The sequence below is a fragment of the Methanoculleus sp. SDB genome, from assembly GCA_001412355.1.
In the GTDB taxonomy this organism is placed as follows: domain Archaea; phylum Halobacteriota; class Methanomicrobia; order Methanomicrobiales; family Methanomicrobiaceae; genus LKUD01.
Window position 1 is genome coordinate 22389 of record LKUD01000089.1, and the last position, 21125, is coordinate 43513.

Below are 21125 nucleotides of genomic sequence, written 5' to 3' on the forward strand. Positions count from 1 at the left end.
CCAGGGAATTACCAGCGCTTTCCGCATCCCGGACAGACTATCGTGATTTTTCTCCCGCAGTGGGGACACCAGAGACCGCCCCGCTCCGTGGAGGTCATCGGGCGTCCGCATTTTTTACAGAAAATCTCCGCCTCATAGCCACAGATATGCCGGACCATCATTCCATATATTGATAGTGCCTTATAAAAAGGGTTCCTTTTCCGCGATTTGCAATATCACCGGTAAACCGTGTGTACACAGTTCCGTCAATCATTTCGCTCCCCTCTTTCCGAAACGTCGGCATCATATCCGTGACGGTGCCGTGAACAGTACAGGTTCCGCCGGTCATATTCGGAACAATACATGAGGTGGAGCCATGGATCACAAGTACGCCGTCGTGCATATCCGATCCGGCCATGTCTCCGGCATCGCCATGGATGATCACGGTTCCGCCCGACAGTGTCTCGGCCGCTAAATTTCCGGCATTGCCGAAAACCTCAAGAGAGCCGCCCCGCATGCCCCTCTTCTCTCCCCGGTACCCGGATCCGCAGTAATCGCCTGCGTTCCCGTGGCAGACGATGCTGCCTCCCCGCATCTCGCGTCCGAGCCACGCGTCCGCATTACCGCGGATTTCTATCATGCCGCCGTTCATGAAATTTCCGCAGTGCTTCCCGATATCGCCCTCGATCAGGATCTTTCCTGCATCCATGTACTCTCCCACCCGTTTAATTCGGGAGCTGTCGCCGCGGATCACGATCTCGATCTCGTCCGCTGATTCGGCGGTGCCCTCGACGGTTTTTGTAAAGACCTCTTCAAGGGGCAGTTCCTTGTTCCCCTTCCAGACGGAAAGCTGTTCGTCGGGGTTGAGGAAATGTTTCGGAACGATTGCCTCCGCCTCGATCGGGAGGAACGGTTTTTTCCGGTCATTGACGACCAGCGTGACCCTCATATCTCCGCCTCCGTTTCGATGCAGCGGTTCCGGGGAATATACGAGTCCTGCACCGGGTAATTGCTCATACGGACGGTATAGTACCTGTCGAAATTCCGTACGAACTCCTCGTTTTGCATGATATCATTCTCGTCGGATATCCGGGATCTGACCCAGTACGTCGTGTTCGCGCCCCCGACGAGGCACTCGCCCCGCCGGCATACAACGCGTCCCCGCTTGATGGTGTATTCTGTCCGGGAAAAGGCACGGATGATCGTTTCGTAGTCTGCGGCCGGGTCCACCATATCGATGCTGACCGGATAGATCGCCACATCCGCCTCGGCACCTTCTCCCAGATGGCCCTTCCCCATCCCTGCGATCCCGAGCGCCCGTGCCTGCGCAGCGCGGGTCATTACGGCAATCTCATGCCAGTCGAGTTCGCGGTCTATCGCAGGAAGCGGCACCCGGTGCTCCAGGTCGGGGTGCACGGTCGCACATTCGGCGTCGCGGTACCTGCTGCTCATCAGGAGGGCGATAACCTCCGGGTATTTCACGAACGGGGCACCGTTCGGGTTGTCAGTGGCGAGAATGCACTGGTAGGGGTCGCGGACGAGGAGGGCGAGTTCGAGCCCGATCGCCCACATGATCGAGTTGACAAGGTTTTTCCTGCTGTAGTAGACGGGAATGATTCCGGAACCGGTTTCAAGTTCCACGTCATGGTTGCTCCACTTGTTGTGGTGCAGGCGGTAGAGGTTGAACTCCATCGGCCCGTCGGCTGTCATGGTCGTGGTTTTCCCGAACATCACCTGCCCCATGTCCATGACAATCTGCGGCTTCGCGTTCACGGCTCCGGCCACCTCCTCCGCTTTCGAGCAGAAATCCCTCCATGTCGAACCGCCGTAGGAATGGAACTGCACATGGGTCGCGTAGAGCGACTGGCGATCCGGATTCAGATCGCGGACCAGATCGAACGTATCGAGTGTACATGCATAATTTCCCGGTGTCCCGAGGTTATTGCAGTGCAGGTGGACGGAATGCGGCAGGTTGAGCATTTCGTTCGCCTCGATCAGCGTGGTAATGATGTCGGCGGGAGTGACCTCGAAATGCGGCACGAGATCCCTGATGCAGGTGAGGTTCTTTCCCCACCCCCATGCCTCCGTTCCGCCGGGATTCGTAAGCTTGACGGCAAATCCCTTTGATGCGGAGATGAACCAGGCAAGAATGGCCGCGGCTTTCTTAACGTCCCCCTCGCGCACCGCATCCATGATTGCCCAGTTCCCGTCGAAGAGGACGTTCGCCATCATGTCCTGAAGCGGCGTGTAGTTGAACTCTTCGTGTGTGTGGCGCGCCTCAAGCGGGGCCATCGCACCTTCAAGAAGGGTGGTGTACCCCATCGCGCTGTACCGGTAACTTGTGCCGTACGTCGTTGGCACGCTGTACCCGGAGGTGGAGTGCATGGCCCCGCAGCGTTGCGTCCTGCCGGCACGCATATCCTCGGGGCTCATGTACCGCCCGAAATTCACCTTCGTGCCGCAGACATGGGTATGCGAGTCAATGCCTCCCGGCATGGTCAGCATTCCCGCCGCATCAATCACATCGGCCGAAGATCCGACCGACTCGACAATCCTTCCGTCGCGTATCGCGATGTCCATGACCTCGCCGTTTATCCCGGAGATCGGATCGATGACACAGGCGTTTTTTATCAGGAGTTCGGTCATCAGAGTTTTACCTCCTTCATGCGGTCGAAGATTTTCGCCAGGATCTCCGTATCACTGGGGATGGTCGGTTCAAGCACTTTCTTGACATGAATGGGGACGCCGTCCATCCGATAGGCTGTCCCCACGGCGTCAATCCCGGTCATTGCGGACGGTATCTGCACGTCACAGACCGACGTGGTCATGCAGGGGCACGGATCGATGACCACCGTCGGGATCTCCGCAAGGTGCTCCACGCACCGCCGCGGGAAATGCGCCGCCGGGTCGCTGCCGATGACGAGGCAGGCATCGCACTCCTTTTGTGCGAGGACATCAATCGCCGAGGTCTCCCCCGGATTGTAGAAGGCAACACCCCGGCAGAAATCGACCGCATACGGATAGCCGGTCATCCAGGTAAAAACTTCGTTTGACCCGTAGACATTCCAGTGCCCTCTCATCGGCGTAATGGTGAATTTTGTGTGGCGATTGAGTTCGTCGACCAGTTCAATCGCGTTCCTAATGTTTTTGTATTTTCCCCGCGTCATGGTGAGCCCGAGCCCGAAGAAGACCGCCCCGAACGATGCCTCCTTGCAGAGTGCGGCGACCCGCTCCAGCTGCGCCCGCTTCACACCGGCGACCGTCGGGGGGATAATTGCACCTTTTCCGCGAACGATTGCCCGAAGCGCGCTGAGTACAGCGTAATCACCGCCGGGTTTGATCCTGATGAACTCATCGGCCACCCGTGCCGTTTCCGTCTCGCGCACGTCGACGACGATGACCGTGCGGTTCCGGAACGCATTATCCAGGAAATAACCGTCCGCATAGGTGGTGTACCTGCTCATATGCCTCGGGTGCGCTTCAATCGGGTTGGATCCCCAGTATATGACGAGATCGGCACGGTTCTTCACCTGCCCGAGCGTACACCCGGGGTGGCCGACTTCCTGAATGGCAAGAATGGAGGGGCCGTGGCAGACGGATGTGGTGCTGTCGATAATGCCCCCCACCAGTTCCGTCATATGGACGCCGATGCACTGGGCCTCGCCGTGCGTCCCGCTCCAGCCGAACAGGAGCGGCCGGTCGGCAGACAGCAGCATGTCGACGGTATAGTCGATTGCCTCGTCGTAGGCGATGGATTTCCATCCGTCCGGGGTCCGCCGGATGGGAGTGTGAAGCCGGTCTTTTCCCATGAATTTCGCATTCCCGAGGGTGCACCCGTTGTCGACGGCGATGATCCTGTTATTCTCAACCGTCACCGTCAGGTCGTCGCAGAGGCAGCCGCAGAACGGACAGACAACATCATCGATTTTCATAGCGCAGGCCTCCCATCTCTTCCATCAGTTCCCATGCGGTCTTTTGCGGCCGGTCGGTCGGTTCGATCTCCACGTCAACGTACTTGTAGTCGGGCATCCCGCACGAATGAGTGCCCGGAGGCGTGATGTGGTTTGCAAACGGGCCGTACGGGATAAAAACCTCTCCTTCGTACAGATCCTCCGACTCGCGCACGGTGAGGACGACGGTCCCCCATCCGCTCGTCACCAGAACGCGATCACGGTCGTCAATTCCGAGCTCCATCATATCGAAGGGGTGCATGAAACAGGTTCCCGTCTCCTCGGAGTACGTCCTGCCTCCCTTGCTCTCGATGTGCCTGCCCTGCGTGATCGTCCTCCCGGTGTTCATGACAAACCTCATCGGACGCCCTCCTCTGTCCCGGCTCCTCCTTCCAGCTGAACCGCTTCGATAATCCGGGCGACACGGATCGCCTGGTTCGGGCATGTCGCTTCGCAGGTCTTGCAGCCCGTGCACTTCTCCTCGTGCAGCACCCGCATCTCGCCCTCCCTGATGCGCATGATCACCTCGTCGGAGATCGCCGTGCCGGTTGCCGCGAGCTGGGGGTCCGCCTCTTTGTTGACCGGGCATGCGACCGAGCAGTTCCCGCACCGCATGCAGCGGGCTGGATCGATGGAGATCCGGTAATAGGGCAGGTAATATGTCTCCTCCCGGTGCTTGGAATCGAGGATCCGTCCGCTTGCGAGGACATCCTCGGGGCAGACCTCCACGCACAGGCCGCACCTGATGCAATGGCCCGGAAAGACCTGCGGTTCCCAGCCTTCGCCCTTTTTCAGGACCTCGATGGCGCCTTCGGTCGGACAGATCATCATGCAGAGCAGGCAGTGGGTGCACTCCTTACCGGTCAGTTCGGGATATCCCCTGAAATGGGACGGAGTGACAAGCGGAGCGGTTTTTACGAAGAAAAACCTGCGGAGCCATTCCGCCCTGAGAAACTCCCGGATGTACCAGATGATCGATGTGGTCATGGCTATCTCTCGGTACAGGCGACACAGGGGTCGGCACTGATGAACGTTGAGGTGACATCAGCGGCCGATGTGACACCGGTGAGCATGTAGTGTGCGCACGCTTCGATGTTCATGATCGACGGCGTCTGGACGGAAATATCAACAATTCTTCCGTATTCATCTGTTTTTACAAAGTAGGTCAGTTCGCCGCGGGGCGCTTCTCCGGCGTAGGTCCCCTCCCCGGCAACGACCGTCCCGCCGCCCCGGATCGGGCCCTCGGGAAGCATCCCGAGGCATCGCCGGATCAGCCCGATACTCTGCCGGATCTCATCGAACCTGACCATGATGCGTGCGTAATTATCCCCCTCGGTGTATAAAACGGGCTCAAATCCGAGTTTCCGGTACGTGGGGTGGCGAAGGCGCATGTCCTCCGCGATTCCGCTTGCCCGTGCCGTCGGACCGACGGCATGGGCCTCGAGCGCTGCTTCCCGTGTGAGGATGCCGATTCCTCTGCTCCGGAGTCCGATGAGGGGGCCGTTTTCAAACATCGCAGTAAACCGGGTGACCTCCGTCTCGATATGGGTGATTGCCTGTTCCAGTGTTGGCCCGTCTTCCGGGCGGAGATCAAAGCGCACGCCTCCCGGAATCATGTAGGCGCAGGTAACCCGCGCTCCCGTGATCAGTTCGAGCATATCCATTGCGGTTTCCCTGAGGTTGAGGAGATACATCGCGAGCGTCTCGTGTTCGATGGTGTAGCAGTAGGAGAAGTTGGCGAGGATGTGGCTCTGGATGCGGTCAAGTTCGTTGACAATCACCCGGAGGAGTGCCGCCCTCTCCGGCACGGCAATGCCGCTGATCTGCTCGACGGTTTCGATGTACGTCATATTATGGATCACCGAGCAGATGCCGCAGATCCGTTCCGCAAGAAACATCACTTCCTGCCACGGGCGGCCACGCATGATGCGCTCGATGCCCTTCTTGACATACCCGAGCTCCACTTCGGCGGAGAGTACGAATTCTCCGCGTGTTTCGCATTTAATGCGGGCAGGCTCCTTGAAGCAGGGGTGCAGGGGACCCACCGGAAGCGAGACGTCAACCACTTTTTTCATGCCTTTCTCTCCTCGAAATCTTTGAAAACAACCGGTGCGAGCGAGAGCACGGCATTCAGAATCTCGGTCGGACGCGGCGGGCATCCCGGTACTTCGGCGGCGATCGGGATGTGCTTTGCAACAGGGGGATCGACGAAGGATCCCCGGCGGTTGAAGACGCATCCCGAGATCGGGCAGTTGCCGATGGCGATGGCGGCCTTCGGTTCCGGTATCTTATTCCAGATAGACTCGAGTTTATCCTCCCATTGCGGTGTAAACGCACCGGTGACGAGGAGGATGTCCGCCTCTCGCGGGTTGTTGTGGACATAGATGCCGTACTGTTCAATGTCATACCGGGGGGCGAGCACGGCAAGGATTTCAATGTCGCATCCGTTGCAGGACCCCACGTTGACGTAGCTGACGTGGATCGATCGTGACCGCACGGCGTTTTTCATCGACTGTATCGTACTCATGTGCGTAGTATCTCCCTGATGTTCCGGAGTCCTTCTGATAGTGCCTCGTCTTTCGGGGTGCCCTTTTTGATACGTTCCTTAACGTCACTGCAGATGCGATCCACGGCCTGCCGTTCCGCGAGGGGAACATACCGGGAAATCAGCTCACAGCCCAGTTTTCTCTCCGTCTCGTCGCCGGCGTCGCCAGCTGCACTCCATGCATCATAGCGTGCGGGCAGGTTTTCAAGCAGGATCATGTCCATCCGCTCCATCATAATCCTGATGACCTCATGCTTCTTCAGCCCGTAATGCGTCGCAATCGCTCCCGCCACTGCGTTGTGGCGGGCACTCGTAAGTATATTGAACCGCATCATCCGGAGATCCTTTTCATACAAAAAGTCCCGCATCAGATGACACCTCCTGCACGCCCGGCTGCATACAGCAGGAAACCAAGGACGCACACCCACAGCACCCTCATTTCCGTCGTTTTGAGCAGGCGCTCGTCTCGTACGAGCATGAGGAGGGAAACCACCGCTATCAGGACGGCGACGGCACCCGCCTGCAGCCAGAGTCCGGTTCCCAGAGTCGCCTGAAGAAGGGCGACACCGGCATAGAAAGCGGCTCCCGCCCAGAGGATTCTGTATATCAGGTTCATGCGATCACTCCCACTGCGAGGATGTACACGGCGACAAGGCCGGCGGCAAGGGTCTGCATCGTGACGGTGTCGTAGGGAGAGAGCATCGGGCAGAGTGCGCAGACAAACGAGAGCGACAGCAGCAGGAGCAGCATGAGAACAAGCACCGCCGCAAAGGGAATTCCCCCGACGAAGATGAGCACGAAGGCATACAGCAGCACGAAGGTCTTGAGCGAAAAGGCGACATCGAGCCCGGCCCGCCAGACGCCGAAATGCTCCGTCCTGTTGCCGCTCACGATCTCCTTTGCTTCAATGATGGCGAAAGGGCTATAGTGCATCTTTGAAAGGATGATGAGGTACATCGCTGCCGCAACGGGGGGCATGATCAGGAGGAGGGGACCGTTTGCAGCCTGATAGGCGATGATGTCGGAGAGCCGGAGTGATCCGGTGACAAGGTAGATGGCGCCTATCGTTGCGAAGAGCGGGATTTCCGATGCCGCCGAGATGACGGAGCGGATCGCACCGAATTTCCCGTACGGCGATCCCGACGAGAGGCCGAGCCCGTGCTCGACGATCTTATGGAGCATGTAGATGCCGAAGAGCATCAGGATGCTCCCCTCGAGGAGCAGGATGAACAGGGCTGCGCTCCAGATGCCGAGGGCGACGAGAACGACCGCCACGAAGAGCACTTCGCTCGCGGTTGCCGGGATCCACGTCTCCTTGAAGGAAAATTTCAGGGTATGAAGGATCTCCTGCCATACCGGCGGACCGGGACGCCCCTGTATCCGGGCGATTGCCTTTCGGTGGATGCCGTGAAGAAGCAGGCCGGCAAATACAGCAAACAGCAGAAAGTCGATCATGTCAATACCCGATAAACGGAATGTCTCCCTCGCCTTCCGACGCGTTCCACCACAGTCCGAGAAGGACGACAAAGAACGGGAATGCAACCACGATCAGCAGACCTGCACTCCAGAGGGGGAGTGTGCCCAGGACTGCACCGGCTCCTGCTAAGAGACAGAGAGCACCGGTGACACCCATTCCCATGGCAGCATTTCCTTTTTTCATCATTATCACATCGATAGCACAATCTCCACCACGCGCAGGAACAGGAGCAGCGAGCTGACATGGATGATCAGCACGTACGGCGCTCCGGGTGCGCGGGTAATCTCCGCCTTTGCAACGTAAAAGGGGGCCATTCCCTCTCCCATTACGCCAAGCACGAGAAATGCCTTTGCAATGAGGGGGACGGCAATCGCACTGCCGAAGAGCTCCCACATGCTCAGGGTTCCCGTCGTCGCGAGGATGATTGCCGCCCCCCCGAAGAGGGGGACGGTGGCAATCATCGCCACGATCCCGTACTGGAACGCTGCATTGAGCACGTGGCGGTTTGTATAGGCCGCAACGATTCCGATGTTTGTAATGCCCACCATAGAGGTGAAGAGCGTGAAATTAAAGACATCCCCGGAAACTACCGCCCCCAGCGTCGCGAGGCCGCACGCAATCGCCATAAACCGCTGGAATTTCAGCTGTTCCGGCCAGATGTCCTTGGTGTAATACGCGTCCCCGCCGAAGACGATATCGACCTGTCGCTCCGGCCTGCTCACGATTGCGATTGCCGTGAAGAGCACGGCAAATGCAAACAGCATCGCCGTGTACGGGCTGAAGTAATTGACGATGTCGCCGAATTCTATGACATGGAGTTCCGCACCCCCGATGGCGGGAACGGCAAGGCTATTCATCGTGGCCACCCCGCATCGTGCCGATGAGCGACATCTTTCCGCATACCTTGAGGAGTATTGCACCGCCGGCGGTCATAACACCGAACAGCCAGTACTCCGGCAGGACCATGAAGATGAAGAACGCGAAAATCCAGAGCGCCCATGCATAGCCGCTGACCGCCTCGACAACGGCAAATCTTTCGTCATGCCCCCTGCACATGAAGTAGAAGATTGCACCGACGGCCGCCAGAGCACCGCCCGAAAATCCCGAGAGTACGATTCCGTAGAGAACAAGGGCGAGCGAAAGGATGGCGGGTGCGCTGTCCATGATTTCGATGGAGAGCGGGGCATACCGCGGACGGGAAAGAGACTCTTTTACCAGGTAAACTTCGGATATGGCCATGAGTTCGGAAATGCCGACGACGAGCCCCGGCAGTATCAGTGCTTCGGCGAGGTCGGTTGCGACAAGCGCGATGAGCACGAGGGCAAGAATCTCGGCGAGATCGGTGAGCAGGATACGGTGCAAATCGTCCTTTTCGCGGAGTATGGCATAGAATGCCACAATCACGCTCAGGAAGGCGATGCCGAGGCCGGCAGTATAGACGGTATCCATCACTCCCTCCTCCGGAAGAGGTATGCAGCGATGGTAAACGCTACAAAAAGGATGCTGGTTTCGACGACAGTATCGAGGCCCCGCGTATTATAGAGGATCTCGTCGATGATACCGCCCGGGTGCGAGACGATGGTCGTCCCGAGGTGGAGAGAACCGTCGGCCATAAACTGCGAGAGCGGAGTTAAATATGCTGTTACATAGCCGAGATACGGGGAGTTGTCCGGGTACTGGGCGTGCACGGCGGTCGTATTGAACGGCGTTCCCCCCCTGTCGTAGGGGTCCAGCGGGCTTGAGCGGTCGATGTGCTTCGGGTAGACCTGAAGATCTTCGTACGCCAGAAAGGGAAGGCTTACAATACCGATGATGGTGATGATGATGACGAGCAGTGCATAGACGCCCGCAAGGTACTCGTAATTTGATAATGCCCGGGAAATCCGGCTGATGATCGATCCCTGCCCTTCGGGTTTCATGCGGGCCCCCTCCGTTCAATGATTCTCACGAGCACGAAGGTGGATATTCCGGTGACCGCAATAAACGTGAGGAGTGCAAGCATCTCGTCAAAGGAGAGCATGATGAGCAGGAGACCGAATGCAGGTATTTCCAGGTTGATGAGCCGGGTCAGGTATGTCCGGTCCCGGGGGAACGCAACGGCGAGGACTCCAATCGCAAGCAAGGCGATGCCGAGGATGAACTCCGCGTTCATGGCTCCTCCCTCCTGCAGACAAGCAGGATGAAAATCGTGGTTACCGGCACGATAAGTGCGACAGCGGTTGCAACATCGAGATAGCCACGATCGGCAATGAAGGGGACGACACCGCCCGCAATAACACCGACGGCGATCATCTTCGCAAAGGGATCCCGCTCAATAGCTGCTCCTGCTGCGCCGATGAGTGCGATAGCACCGAAAATTGCGGCGAAGATGTCAATCACCCGGTTTCTTCCCTCCTGCAATTGTGCTGGCGATCGCATTGGATTCAAGGGTTGATCCGACAAAGTATGCCGAAGCGGCAAGGATGGCAAGGGGATGCGGAATGAGAAGGGCAATGGAGCCCGCCACGGCAAAACCGACCACATTGAGGTACGGGAGTTTCCGGAGCGTGTCCGGCTCCAGTAGGATCCGGGCCGCGGCGAATAATCCCACGATGGCGCACACGGCAAGCGGCAGCTGCCCTTCCATCAGGTCCGCCACCCCCACAACCTGTCAAGGAAGGCGCTTGAACGGGCATGGGATATTCCCTGTACCGAGAGAATGGCAAGCACCATGCCGGCAATAAAGTCCTGCGGCGCAAATCCCGCAAACGATGCGCCATAAACCACACATGTCGCAAGAACAGCACCGCTCGTACCCGCATAGCCCGGATCGTGGCATATACGGTTGCCGATGAATACAAGCACGGCAGCCGCGAGGCCTCCGGGAATTCCGGCAATTGAGACGCCGCACGCGGCAAGGAGCGTTCCCGCGGATGCATCGGGTGAACAGACGATATTGCCCATCATATAACCGCCATGCAGCGCACCGCCCCCTTTCTCGATCGCGGTGCCGATGCTCGTCGCCCCGCTCACTCCCCCCTTCTCCGGCAACCTGAATATGAGATCCACCGTCACGAAAAGGATTCCGGCGATGGCAGCGGCGGCAAAAATGCGTGCTATCTCAATAAGCATTGCGCGTCTCCAAGGTAAATGAACTACGGGTGAATCTATTGCATAAAGGTTTTCATTACGACATTCTTATCCGTTTTGTCACTATTTCCATGCTTTTCCGGACTGTTTCAGACGGGCCTGCGGAACTTTCCGGGCATCCTGTATAAATAAAACGAATTAATGGACGTGAATTTACGAATAGCGACATAATTATTCATTCCTCTCCGAGTGGCGATGAATTTCGGGAGCGACTGTCCGGTCCTTCCGGTTCGGGATGGGAGGCCCCGATCCCCGGATCCGTCGAGCCCTGCCGCACCTCTTCTCCGGGGGACGGGGGAATGTACACGAAATAGTACTAAAAAATCTTATAAGTAAATGTAATTTAATGTCGCGCGGAGCGTGGCGGTCCGGCCGAACCGGGCGGTGCTTCAGCCCGCCGGATATCAACAGGCGCGCTGACCGAGGTTTTATGACGAATCCGGCGAATGTGGTACAGGTTACCCATGTCCGTTGAGCTGACCCGGATCGATGTGCTGACGATTGTCCTGATCGGGTCCATCATTGTCGCGACCATACTGGCATTCTGGCCGCTTTTAAGCGTCATAATCCTCGCCATGTCGATAGCGGTTGTCATGCTGCCCTTTCATCGCCTGCTCTGCACACGGCTTCCTTCTTCCCTCTCCGCGGCATTATCAACGATCCTTATCGGGGTGTTTCTTTTCGGCTCACTCGCCTATATGTTCACGATCATCTACCAGAACAGTGATTATCTGTCACATATCGTAGGAAGCATCATTACATCGGTCAGGTCGTTTCAGATCGATTTCATAGAAATCCCCGTTGATATCCCGAGGGAGCAGATGGCCGAATGGCTCAGGGACCAGATCGGAAATTTCAGCGATTACCTCTCCGGCATCATCAGGGGGATTCCATTTCTGATCATCCAGCTGATCATCTTCTTCCTGACCCTGTATATCGCAATTCTCAAGGGAGACGATATCCGGAGCCAGGTCATGGATCATCTTCCTGACCGTATCAGGGATTCTATCTTGCGGATGACGGAGATCGTCGTCAATACGCTCTATGCAATATACGTGGTCCATATCGCGACATCGGTGCTGACCTTCATTCTCGCCATTCCGTTCTTTTATTTCCTGGGATTCGGGCACGTGATCTTTTATTCGCTGATGGCGGCGATCTTTCAGCTTATCCCGATCATCGGCCCCTCCTTCCTCATGCTGTTTATCGCAATCTATTCGGTCTCCATGGGCGATTACCAGAGTGCGGCGTATGTTGCGTTTATCGGCTACCCGGTTGTCTGTGCCTTCCCCGATATCTATCTCCGTCCGATGATGATGGGAAAACGCGCCTCGATATCCCCGGTCCTCATGTGGATCGGATTCTTCGGCGGGCTTGCCGTCATGGGCATCGTAGGATTCGTTCTCGGTCCGCTGTTTATCGCACTGGTCGTCTCAGGGTACGGAATTCTCATCGATGAGCTGAAGCAGGCACGGAGCGGGGACGGGGAAGGGGAGACCGCCGGGAATTCCTGAGCGGAGGGAGCCTGTTCGTCCCTCCGCCGTGCAATGCGTGCGCTTAATACATACGGACACCAGACTGTATACCCGTATTTCAGCGCGAGGGTTGCCGAGCCAGGTCAAAGGCGATGGATTTAGGGTCCATTCTCGCAGGAGTTCGAGCGTTCGAATCGCTCCCCTCGCATTTTTCCGTGATGCGACGGCGCTACGCCGTCCGGAATTCGGTCATCCGGTTTTTATCTGTTCTGATCTGTCGGGAGCCCGCACTGCCGTATACGGGCATACAGCTCGCGGACACCGTCCATGAACGGCGAACTCCCGGCGAGCAGGCGGGTTACGTCGGGTTCGGTTTCGAGCACCTGTTCGGCAAACGGCAGGTAGATCACCGACGAGAACGGACTGTCGTCGGCCAGCATCTCCCCGACTTTCTTCCGGTCGGCTCCGGACCGCACCTTATTGACGACGAGGTGAATGACGGGAATGCCGAGCTGGCGTGCGAGAAATGCGGCGTGAAGAGCAACCTGCATCGCATTAAATCCGGGTTCGGCCACCACGATCGTCTGTCCGAATCCTTCTGCAAGTGCCCGGCCGAAATGTTCGACCCCTGCCTGCGTATCGAGCAGGATTACCTCCCCGCGACGAAGCCTGACAGAGCGGATGACACTTTCGAGGAGGGCGTTTTCCGGGCAAAGACAGCCCGTCGCAGCCTGTATCACGCTGCCCATGACAAGCACGGAGACCCGGTCGGTGATTGGGACGCCGAAACGATCCACGACATCGGAGACATTCGGATTGAGGGTGAGCATCTGCCCCCATCCAACCCCGGGACGTGCCCCCGTCTTCTCCTCGATATATGCTACGTTCTCAGCAAGGGGGACCAGCTTTTTCGCCTGGTCCCGTGGATATCCGAGGGAATATGCAAGATTCTGCTGGGGATCTTCATCGACGGCAAGGACGTGCCGGCCGTCGCGGGCATGCATATGTGCGAGAAGAGCGGTGAGCGTCGTTTTGCCGACACCGCCCTTTCCGGTGATGACAATCCGCAGTCCGCCGGCGTCTTCGACCTGCCGCTCCCGGAAGGCATCAGCGGCCGACAGGATTTTTTTTCTTCGTTCGGCCGGGGACTGCATTATCAGATCCCCAGGTCCTGCCGCTTGCGCCTGATATGCGATTCGAGCAGGTCTGCTGCCAGCAGCGGGTCCGGTTGGACGGCAAACGAAGCATTCACCACGCCGGTGAGGCCGTTTGTCAACAGGCCGGTCACGTTTTCACTTCCCGTTATCTTCGGCATGACGCCGAGTACCGTATACACCCCGGATGCGACAAAATACGACCCGATCGAAACTGCCTTCTGCGAATACCATTCGGGAGCGGCGCCGCCCAGCGGCAGCTGATCGATCCCGACGTTAAGTTCGTTGGCGAGCGCTGCCGCAAGCACGAGAATACGGGAGCAGTCGACACAGGACCCCATATGGAGCACCGGCGGGATACCCAGCGCCCTGCAGACCGACGCGAGGCCGGGACCCGCGAGATCCGCTGCCCCGGGCAGGAGGAGTCCGGCCTTCCCCGATGCAATTGCAGCGCATCCCGTCTCCACGACGAGAATGTCACGCTTGATGAGCTCTTTTGTGAGGGTTACGTGCCCGAAGTCATGCTTTACCTTGGGATTGTTGCATCCGACAACCCCAACCGCGCCAAGTATTTTTTCGTCTGCTATCGCCTCGATTAGCGGTGCGAATGTGCCGCCCAGTGCTTTCTGTATTGCCTCGACGGAAAAACCCGTGACGGCCTTCATGGGTTCGCCGGGGATATGCACTCGCTCGGCGAGCCGGTTCGGATAATTCTCGACAGCGAGGCGGATGATCGCCCGTGCCGTATCCATGGCGGATTCGGGATGGAACGGGTAGTGCAGCGACCCCGGCACTTTGGATTTCGGGCTCGTAGAGACGATATGCGTATGGTAGCAGCTTGCCGTTCGCGGCAGGGAGGGGAAGATGCACTGGTAGTCGACGATCATCAAATCAAGCGCCCCGGTGGCGATGACAAGCTCCTGGTTGAAGTGATTGCCTGCCTGGGGAATGCCCTTGCGCATCAGCAGTTCGTTGCCCGTGCAGCAGAGTCCCACAAGGTTGATCCCCTTCGCGCCATTTTTCGTCGCCAGTGCGAGCAGGTCCGCGTCCTCTGCCGCACGCACGATCATCTCCGAGAGGACCGGGTTATGGCCGTGGAGCGCGATATTGACATGGTCTTCCTTCAGGACACCCAGGTTGATCGACGAGGTGTTGATCTCCGGTGTTCCGAAGAGAATGTCCGAGACTTCGGTTGCCATAAGGGATCCGCCCCACCCGTCACTCAGGGCGGTTCTCAGACCGTGCAGAAGCACATTCACGTAGTCCGCGCCGACACCCATATGAATCCGGTGCATCGCCTCCACAACTTCGCGATCCACACTCCGGGGTGTGATTCCCGCACTTTCCCATATCTCCCGCGTCTTTTGCGGAGCCCTCTCTGAGAACCGGATGGAGTTCTTGATCGTTCCGAATTCCTCGAGAAGGGCAAGGGAGACATCGTGCGCTATCTCCAGATCCCCGCGGTCTCCCACGAGTACTCCGAGTTCAAGGGCAATACGTCTTAGTTTTTCGGGATCTGTTATCGTATACCCCTGCGCCGTCCCTTCGGACGTTTTGTACATCGTCTCCACAATCTCGCGGCCATGGTCCGAATGGGAGGCAGCCCCGGTTGCGAGCGTGTCAAGCAGGTTCCGTGCCACAATGAGGTCGGCGTCCGCTCCGCAGACACCCCGCAGGCGGTGATGATCCGGGATAATCCGGCACGGTCCCATGGCACAGCGGCTGCAGGAAACCCCGCCGGCGCAGTAAGAGCAGGGAGGCTGCTGCATCTCGAACCGGTCCCAAACGGTCTCGATCCCCGTCTCAAGGGTGGTCCTGAGTATCGGTTTGGCAATCTCATCGATCGTCCGTTCCTCGACCTTTTCCGCGATCAGGGCCGGATTTAAGAGCGACATCTTTGATCGTTCGAGTATCGTGCAGGAAACCCTGCCGCGCACATAGTCCCCGTCCTTCTTTGTCATGTACCACAATCCCCCGTGAAAACATCCTGTAATAAGCATTAGATAACGATTTACGGTAATAAAGGATCTGGCGATCGCAGGTGGAAGAACCGTGTGTCCGGTAGCCGGGAAATCCTGCGTTTTCCTCCCGTTCAAGCGGCCGGTGGCGGCCATCCGCCCCGAATGCAATAACGGCGTCTCCGCACCATCCGGAGAAACCGGATTTTGCCGGGTAAAAAAAATTCGAAAAAAATATTATTTCATACCTGTACGGGAGTATATGTCGCATATCCTCGAGTCGCTGACGCACCAGCACCCGTGCATCGTCGAGAGCACACCGGTACCCGTTATCTCCCAGGGTGCAGGCCTTTCAATTCCGGAATACCGTATCAAGCCGTATTTTATCGTGGCATCGGTGGAAATGGGCAATACGACGACGAAGTGCGTGCTCACCGGCACAGACCTCGAAACCGGCACCACATATATCATCAACAAGACGGTCTTCAACACACGCGATGCCCGTCTCCCGAAGGAGGGTGAGGAGGTCATCGCCACATCTCTGGTCGGCCATCCCGTCTCCCGTGAAAGCGTCGCCGAACTCGCCAGTGCCGTCCTGAAACAGTGCCATGAGGAGGCGGGACTGCGTATCAACGAGGATCTTGACTATATCGTCCGAAGTACCGGGATGAATGCCGCGTGGCATACGCCGCAGCAGGTTGCGGGCTTTATCGGTGCGATTGCCGACGGCTGCATCCGGGCCGGTGCGTCTCCGAAAAAACTGACACCACCGCTTTCAAAGCAATACCTCCCTAAAAAACTGCAGGCGTTCAGTCTCATGGACAAGGTGACGCTGAGGGAAACCGTTGCAGGCGTTATCCCGCCCTCGGCACTCACGGCCGAGGACCGGATCGTCGCCAACGAAATGGAGGGTGTTCTCGCGATGGCGGGCATCAAGGACGGGGCACTCGCAACCGAAATTGATTTCCGCAATCCCTGCATGGCGCTTGATTTCGGAACCACGGTGGACGGATGTATCACGGAGGAGGTGCCGCCTGATGCGGACACACCGTTTGCACGGACGATCGGAAGCATCTGCGGACTCGGCGGTGCAGTGGCAGATGCGCTCGCCCGCGGATCACCGGCCGTGGACAACGAAAAAGGGACCGCCCGCGATCTCTTTGGCGATGCGCACACGCCGCCGGTGCTTACGGGAGGGGAAAAGGCGTCGGTCAGGGAATATACAGACCGTATCATGAGCCTTCTCACTATCGGAGTCGTACCTGAGTCCAGAACCACATTCGGCGGGGTTCCGGTGGATTCGAAAACCGCCGCCGAACAGGGCATCGTGGTGATTGGATGCGACTGCGGCACCGATTTCAGCGACCGTGAAAAAATCAGAATGATTGGCGCCGAGATTTTCGAAAGCCATGGGCCCGCACGGCTTGCCGAGGTTGTTGACCGCGTCTGCACCCGGATAGCGCTCGGAATTATTGACACGGCCGTCGACGAGCGGCTGGTCACAGCGCACACTGCCATCGGTTTCTCGGGACGGGCTGCGTTGTCGGGCAGGAAACCCGAATACATCTTCCATGGCATCAGGGAACGCAATCTCTTTGACAATCCCTCCGCCAATATCATTTTTGTGGAAGACGGGCTGGCGCGGGGAGCATCCCTCATGGCCCGGTGCATGTGTTCTCTCGGCCGTCCGAAGCACCCGATCGGGGGATGCCGGGGCGGTCCGTGCATCATCGGCAAACGAACGCGCATCGGGTACTGAGTGCAGCCGGGTTTATCTGTCCTGTATTAATCAACCCGGAATACCGTTTTTTCTGTTCTTCGGAAAACAAGTCGCCATATTTATCATACTGTGCCCGATATTCCTGTTCATGCGAACGGATCCGACCCGCCATGATCTGCTGACACCCGCTATCCTCGGCCTGATTTTTCTGGCCATCACCATCATTCTCTGGCCCCTGATGAGTGTCCTTATCCTGAGCCTTTCGGTCGCCGTCGTCTGCCTCCCCTTTCACCACCGCCTGTCCCGTCACATGCGTGAGAGTGCCTCCGCCGCGATAACGACAACGGGGATGTTTCTGCTGCTTGTCGTGATGGCATCCGCCGTGCTCTTCCTCCTGTACGAAAATGCGGAGATGCTCCTGAGCATTATCACCGGCTTCATCTTCGCGATCCGGGATCTTCTGCAGGACAGCCCCTTCGTGTCGCGCTTTGCGGATGAAATCGCACGTGCCCTGACCTCCCTCGTCACCTTTGTCGCGGAATATCTCTCCGGCCTCGCTCTCGCCCTGCCGTTTCTCCTTGTGCAGGTAATCATCTTCTTCTGCAGTTTCTACCTCTTTATCCTGAAGGGGGAGTACCTGCTCGGCCGCATCCTTCGGAAGCTGCCGGAGAGGACATACGCTGCGGTCAGAAAACTGACGCATATTACCGGCGATACCCTTTATTCCGTCTATATCGTCTCATTTGAAGTCTCCGTCTATACCTTCCTCGTTTCCCTGCCCGTCTTTTACCTGCTCGGGTACGGCAACATCATCCTCTTCTCGCTTCTCGCGGCACTGCTGCAGCTCATCCCCGTATTCGGCCCCCAGATCCTCCTCGGCCTCCTCGCACTGTATGCACTCTCCATCGGGGATACGAATGCGGTCCTGTTCCTCGTCATCGTCGCATATCCGGTGATCTCGCTCTCCGCGGATTTCTTCGTCCGCCCCCGCCTCATGGGCCGGAGAACGGCCATCAACCCGGTGCTCATGATGATAGGGGTTTTCGGGGGGCTCGCGCTCCTCGGGATAATCGGGTTCGTTCTCGGCCCCCTCTTCACGGCTCTCGGCGTCTCGGCCTATGAAATTCTCATGGCGGAGACCGGGGAGTGCGAATCAGGCGCCTGAAGCCCCGTTTTCAATCGCGACGCTGTCCCGGGCGTGCCCGTCGAGATGCAGGGCCGCATACATCTCGGCAAGTTTCCGCATGACGTGTACCAGGCCGTTTGCGTTTTCGATGATGGAGAGGAGTTCGATGACGATGCTGTCGGCAACCTCGTCCTCCCGGGTGATAATTCCGAGCTGTCGTAAGTAATTTGCATTGAGGTTTTCCCGGAGCAGGATATCATTCTGCTTGATGTCCTCCCGGGTTTCCGGCAGCATTCCCGGAAACGGCACACGCAGGACCTCCATATTCCTGTCGAAAATGCGGTAGGTCTTCCTCACATCCTCTTTGAGATCAGGCAGCACCGAGGAATCACCGGGGGTTATCCGCCCGGATGTCTCTGCAAAGTCGTATGCCCAGTCGCCGAGACGGACGATCAGGTTTGACATCCTGATAAAAATCACGGTCTTCTTTGCATCCCGCTCGGTGAGGTGCCGCCGGGACATCTTTTGCAGGGCACGTTCGATCTCGTCGTCGAGATATACGGAGAGTGCCTTTAATTTTGCAATCTTTTGCCGGACGTCCCGTGAGTCGCGATCAAGGAGGCGCACCGAATCGCTGAAGAGTTCCCGTGTTATATCGAAGAAGCGCTGGATCTCCTTCTCGATCAGGTCGAAGCTCTCGGTATTGTCTTCGGGGAGGTCTCCGGTCAGATATTTGGTTTTTAAAAGGACTTCACGCTCCTTTCCGGGCACCACCCGTTCGACGACATGCTCAAACTGCCGGACAAAGAGCAGAAACAGGATGGCGGTGATGAGGTTGAAGAAAAGATGCGCATTTGCCACATGCTGTGCATCGGTACCGCCGACGAGCAGTACCAGTGACTGGAACTGGGAGAAGAACGGCATGATGAGAAGCACCCCGCCGAAATTGAAAAGGAGGTGGGCGACGGCGGAGCGGCGGGCGTACAGGCCCATCGTCGTTGAGGCGAGTATCGGTGTGGCGGTCGATCCGATATTGGCCCCGAATATCAGCAGAATGGCATGGGGGAGGGTTATAAACCCTCCCTGCGCCAGTACGACGACGATGCCTGACGTCACCGAACTCGACTGGACGAGAACCGTGAAGAGATATCCGGCCAGAAGAGCAAGGGGAACCGATGAGAACCGGGAGAGCAATCCGATTATCTCGGGATCGTTCTGGAAGGGTGCGAGTGCGCCCGAGAGAAGGGACAGGCTGAAAAACACGAGTCCAAAATAGAATGTCGGTTTTCCGAGGAATTTGTACTGTTTTCCGACGAGTCCGATGATGAACCCGAGCAGGATGAAGACAGGTCCGATTGATGTCAGCCTGAACGCAACGAGCTGGGCGGTTATTGTCGTGCCGACATTGGAGCCAATGATGATTCCGAGGCTCTGGACAAAGGAGATGACGCCTCCGTTCACGAGTCCCATGGTAATCACGGTCGTCGCGGCGCTGGACTGGATGATCGCGGTGACGAGCGCTCCGAGCCCGGCTGCTTTCAGGGGTGTCGCGGTGAGGGTTGCAAGCACTCTGTTGAATTTGCCTTTGGCGACGGCAAGGATTTCTTCGCTGAAATGCTCGATTCCATACAGGAACAGAATAATCCCCGGTACCAGTGAAAATGCTGTCTGCCATGGAATCATCCCTTTCACCCCTCCACACCCGGATACCGGCGTTTTGGTAAATACTTGCAACTGGTAGTATTAGAATCCCTCTCCCCGCCCCCTCCTGATGCGGCGGGGGTGAAATCACGTGCCCCTGCTCAGCCGAACAGGCCGCTCTGGTGCGCTTTTTTAATACGGTTATTCCGTGCCGTTTGATGATCTGGCTGGAATATCCACTTGATATTAAAAAGGGGCAATTTTTTACCGCGCAAAACCATTTTAGGCTTGTTTTTTCGGTTTTATTTCAAATTGGCAGTCAATTCGGCTGTATTGGGCGTCTTTTTCTAAAACTTAATGATCTGCCCTGTTTCTCTAAAAAAATTCCTGAAATGTCATTAAAATTAAAATTGGCTTAAAATTTACCTTCTTTTTCGTAATTAAAGGGTGTATCACCATGCAAAACTTTAAATCCTCAATTATTCCTTGTATTTTCAATGATAGATCTTCCCTCACACAAGCTGGAAGGTATACCCTTGCCCGTAACAGATGACGACATCATTGCACGATTCAAGGAATCGGACGCGTGGGGTCTCTACACCAGCGTCGACCTGAAGAACTGTAATCCCGAGACCATCAGGAATCCGGAAAAGATCCGGAGGTTCATCGTTGAACTCTGTGATCTTATCGACATGAAGCGCTTCGGCGAACCGCAGATCATTCACTTCGGGCCGAACGAGCGTGTCGCCGGGTACTCGATGACTCAGCTGATCGAAACGTCCCTCGTATCGGGACATTTCGCGAACGAGACCAATGCAGCATATCTTGACATATTCAGCTGCAAGGAATATGCCCCGGGAGTCATGGCAGAGTTCTGCCGTCAGTACTTTGAGGCGGAATCGATGACCACCCATGTTTCACTCCGGGAATAAAAAGCCGGAAATCTTCTTTTCATTATCTTTTCATGATCC

The 21125-nt window shown here is 57.2% G+C and carries 26 protein-coding genes and 1 tRNA gene; 5 read left to right on the plus strand and 22 right to left on the minus strand.

Translation table 11 applies throughout. The features are described from left to right. Positions 1-8: 8 nt before the first annotated feature. Genes APR53_05485 through APR53_05575 form a run of 19 tightly spaced genes read right to left on the minus strand, consistent with a single transcriptional unit; the run spans position 9 to position 11062 of the window. Positions 9-158: a DNA helicase PriA gene (locus APR53_05485; protein KQC03419.1), complete on the minus strand. Its 150-nt coding sequence runs from the start codon at positions 156-158 to the stop codon at positions 9-11. Further along, complete coding sequence (locus APR53_05490) at positions 158-928, minus strand: formylmethanofuran dehydrogenase subunit C (protein KQC03385.1); 771 nt, start codon at positions 926-928, stop codon at positions 158-160. Before APR53_05490 ends, APR53_05485 begins: the two co-directional genes overlap by 1 nt. Further along, entirely contained in the window at positions 925-2625 is a 1701-nt protein-coding gene (locus tag APR53_05495) for a formylmethanofuran dehydrogenase subunit A (GenBank protein ID KQC03386.1), read from the minus strand. Before APR53_05495 ends, APR53_05490 begins: the two co-directional genes overlap by 4 nt. Then, a complete protein-coding gene (locus APR53_05500) occupies positions 2625-3911 on the minus strand; it encodes a formylmethanofuran dehydrogenase subunit B (protein ID KQC03387.1) in 1287 nt (428 codons plus the stop codon). The genes APR53_05495 and APR53_05500 overlap by 1 nt, the downstream gene beginning before the upstream one ends. Beyond that, on the minus strand, positions 3898-4290 hold the full coding sequence (locus APR53_05505) for a molybdopterin dinucleotide-binding protein (GenBank protein ID KQC03388.1): 393 nt from the start codon (positions 4288-4290) through the stop codon (positions 3898-3900). The genes APR53_05500 and APR53_05505 overlap by 14 nt, the downstream gene beginning before the upstream one ends. Next, the gene (locus APR53_05510) at positions 4287-4916 is read right to left on the minus strand and encodes a 4Fe-4S ferredoxin (protein ID KQC03389.1); all 630 of its coding nucleotides are present in this window, start codon (positions 4914-4916) and stop codon (positions 4287-4289) included. Before APR53_05510 ends, APR53_05505 begins: the two co-directional genes overlap by 4 nt. 2 nt (positions 4917-4918) lie before the next feature. Continuing rightward, complete coding sequence (locus APR53_05515) at positions 4919-6004, minus strand: hypothetical protein (GenBank protein ID KQC03390.1); 1086 nt, start codon at positions 6002-6004, stop codon at positions 4919-4921. Further along, complete coding sequence (locus APR53_05520; protein ID KQC03391.1) at positions 6001-6456, minus strand: hypothetical protein; 456 nt, start codon at positions 6454-6456, stop codon at positions 6001-6003. Before APR53_05520 ends, APR53_05515 begins: the two co-directional genes overlap by 4 nt. Further along, positions 6453-6842 (minus strand): hypothetical protein, encoded by a 390-nt coding sequence (locus tag APR53_05525; protein ID KQC03392.1) that lies wholly within the window; start codon positions 6840-6842, stop codon positions 6453-6455. Before APR53_05525 ends, APR53_05520 begins: the two co-directional genes overlap by 4 nt. Next, positions 6842-7090 carry a hypothetical protein gene (locus tag APR53_05530; protein KQC03393.1) on the minus strand — a complete coding sequence of 83 codons (249 nt, stop codon included), beginning with the start codon at positions 7088-7090 and terminating at the stop codon, positions 6842-6844. Before APR53_05530 ends, APR53_05525 begins: the two co-directional genes overlap by 1 nt. Beyond that, entirely contained in the window at positions 7087-7929 is an 843-nt protein-coding gene (locus APR53_05535) for an NADH-ubiquinone oxidoreductase (protein KQC03394.1), read from the minus strand. Before APR53_05535 ends, APR53_05530 begins: the two co-directional genes overlap by 4 nt. Position 7930: 1 nt before the next feature. After that, positions 7931-8137, minus strand: a complete 207-nt coding sequence (locus tag APR53_05540) for a hypothetical protein (protein ID KQC03395.1) — start codon at positions 8135-8137, stop codon at positions 7931-7933. A gap of 2 nt (positions 8138-8139) precedes the next feature. Further along, positions 8140-8808: a hypothetical protein gene (locus APR53_05545; protein ID KQC03396.1), complete on the minus strand. Its 669-nt coding sequence runs from the start codon at positions 8806-8808 to the stop codon at positions 8140-8142. Next, positions 8801-9400: a hypothetical protein gene (locus APR53_05550; protein KQC03397.1), complete on the minus strand. Its 600-nt coding sequence runs from the start codon at positions 9398-9400 to the stop codon at positions 8801-8803. Before APR53_05550 ends, APR53_05545 begins: the two co-directional genes overlap by 8 nt. After that, complete coding sequence (locus APR53_05555) at positions 9400-9870, minus strand: NiFe hydrogenase (protein KQC03398.1); 471 nt, start codon at positions 9868-9870, stop codon at positions 9400-9402. The genes APR53_05550 and APR53_05555 overlap by 1 nt, the downstream gene beginning before the upstream one ends. Further along, on the minus strand, positions 9867-10103 hold the full coding sequence (locus tag APR53_05560; GenBank protein ID KQC03399.1) for a NiFe hydrogenase: 237 nt from the start codon (positions 10101-10103) through the stop codon (positions 9867-9869). Before APR53_05560 ends, APR53_05555 begins: the two co-directional genes overlap by 4 nt. Then, the gene (locus APR53_05565) at positions 10100-10330 is read right to left on the minus strand and encodes a hypothetical protein (GenBank protein KQC03400.1); all 231 of its coding nucleotides are present in this window, start codon (positions 10328-10330) and stop codon (positions 10100-10102) included. The genes APR53_05560 and APR53_05565 overlap by 4 nt, the downstream gene beginning before the upstream one ends. Continuing rightward, positions 10323-10577, minus strand: coding sequence for a hypothetical protein (locus APR53_05570; GenBank protein KQC03401.1), 255 nt, complete (start codon positions 10575-10577; stop codon positions 10323-10325). The genes APR53_05565 and APR53_05570 overlap by 8 nt, the downstream gene beginning before the upstream one ends. Continuing rightward, positions 10577-11062 (minus strand): hypothetical protein, encoded by a 486-nt coding sequence (locus APR53_05575; GenBank protein KQC03402.1) that lies wholly within the window; start codon positions 11060-11062, stop codon positions 10577-10579. Before APR53_05575 ends, APR53_05570 begins: the two co-directional genes overlap by 1 nt. 482 nt (positions 11063-11544) lie before the next feature. On the opposite strand from APR53_05575, the gene APR53_05580 reads away from it, so the two are divergent. Together APR53_05580 and APR53_05585 are read left to right on the plus strand one after the other, a co-directional pair. Next, on the plus strand, positions 11545-12594 hold the full coding sequence (locus tag APR53_05580; protein KQC03403.1) for a hypothetical protein: 1050 nt from the start codon (positions 11545-11547) through the stop codon (positions 12592-12594). 84 nt (positions 12595-12678) lie between these two features. After that, a tRNA-Leu gene (locus APR53_05585) sits at positions 12679-12763 on the plus strand. 52 nt (positions 12764-12815) lie between these two features. Here the strand turns inward: APR53_05585 and APR53_05590 are convergent. Next, positions 12816-13709, minus strand: a complete 894-nt coding sequence (locus APR53_05590) for a carbon monoxide dehydrogenase (GenBank protein KQC03404.1) — start codon at positions 13707-13709, stop codon at positions 12816-12818. 2 nt (positions 13710-13711) lie between these two features. Continuing rightward, positions 13712-15604: a carbon monoxide dehydrogenase gene (locus APR53_05595; GenBank protein KQC03420.1), complete on the minus strand. Its 1893-nt coding sequence runs from the start codon at positions 15602-15604 to the stop codon at positions 13712-13714. A 325-nt stretch (positions 15605-15929) separates the two neighbouring features. On the opposite strand from APR53_05595, the gene APR53_05600 reads away from it, so the two are divergent. Together APR53_05600 and APR53_05605 are read left to right on the plus strand one after the other, a co-directional pair. Then, positions 15930-17426 carry a hypothetical protein gene (locus APR53_05600; protein KQC03421.1) on the plus strand — a complete coding sequence of 499 codons (1497 nt, stop codon included), beginning with the start codon at positions 15930-15932 and terminating at the stop codon, positions 17424-17426. Between the two features lie 109 nt (positions 17427-17535). Continuing rightward, positions 17536-18552, plus strand: coding sequence for a hypothetical protein (locus APR53_05605; GenBank protein KQC03405.1), 1017 nt, complete (start codon positions 17536-17538; stop codon positions 18550-18552). Here the strand turns inward: APR53_05605 and APR53_05610 are convergent. After that, entirely contained in the window at positions 18541-20196 is a 1656-nt protein-coding gene (locus APR53_05610; GenBank protein ID KQC03406.1) for a hypothetical protein, read from the minus strand. The two genes, APR53_05605 and APR53_05610, sit on opposite strands and share 12 nt — an antisense overlap. Positions 20197-20651: 455 nt before the next feature. On the opposite strand from APR53_05610, the gene APR53_05615 reads away from it, so the two are divergent. Further along, entirely contained in the window at positions 20652-21086 is a 435-nt protein-coding gene (locus tag APR53_05615; protein ID KQC03407.1) for an S-adenosylmethionine decarboxylase, read from the plus strand. Positions 21087-21125 lie beyond the last annotated feature (39 nt).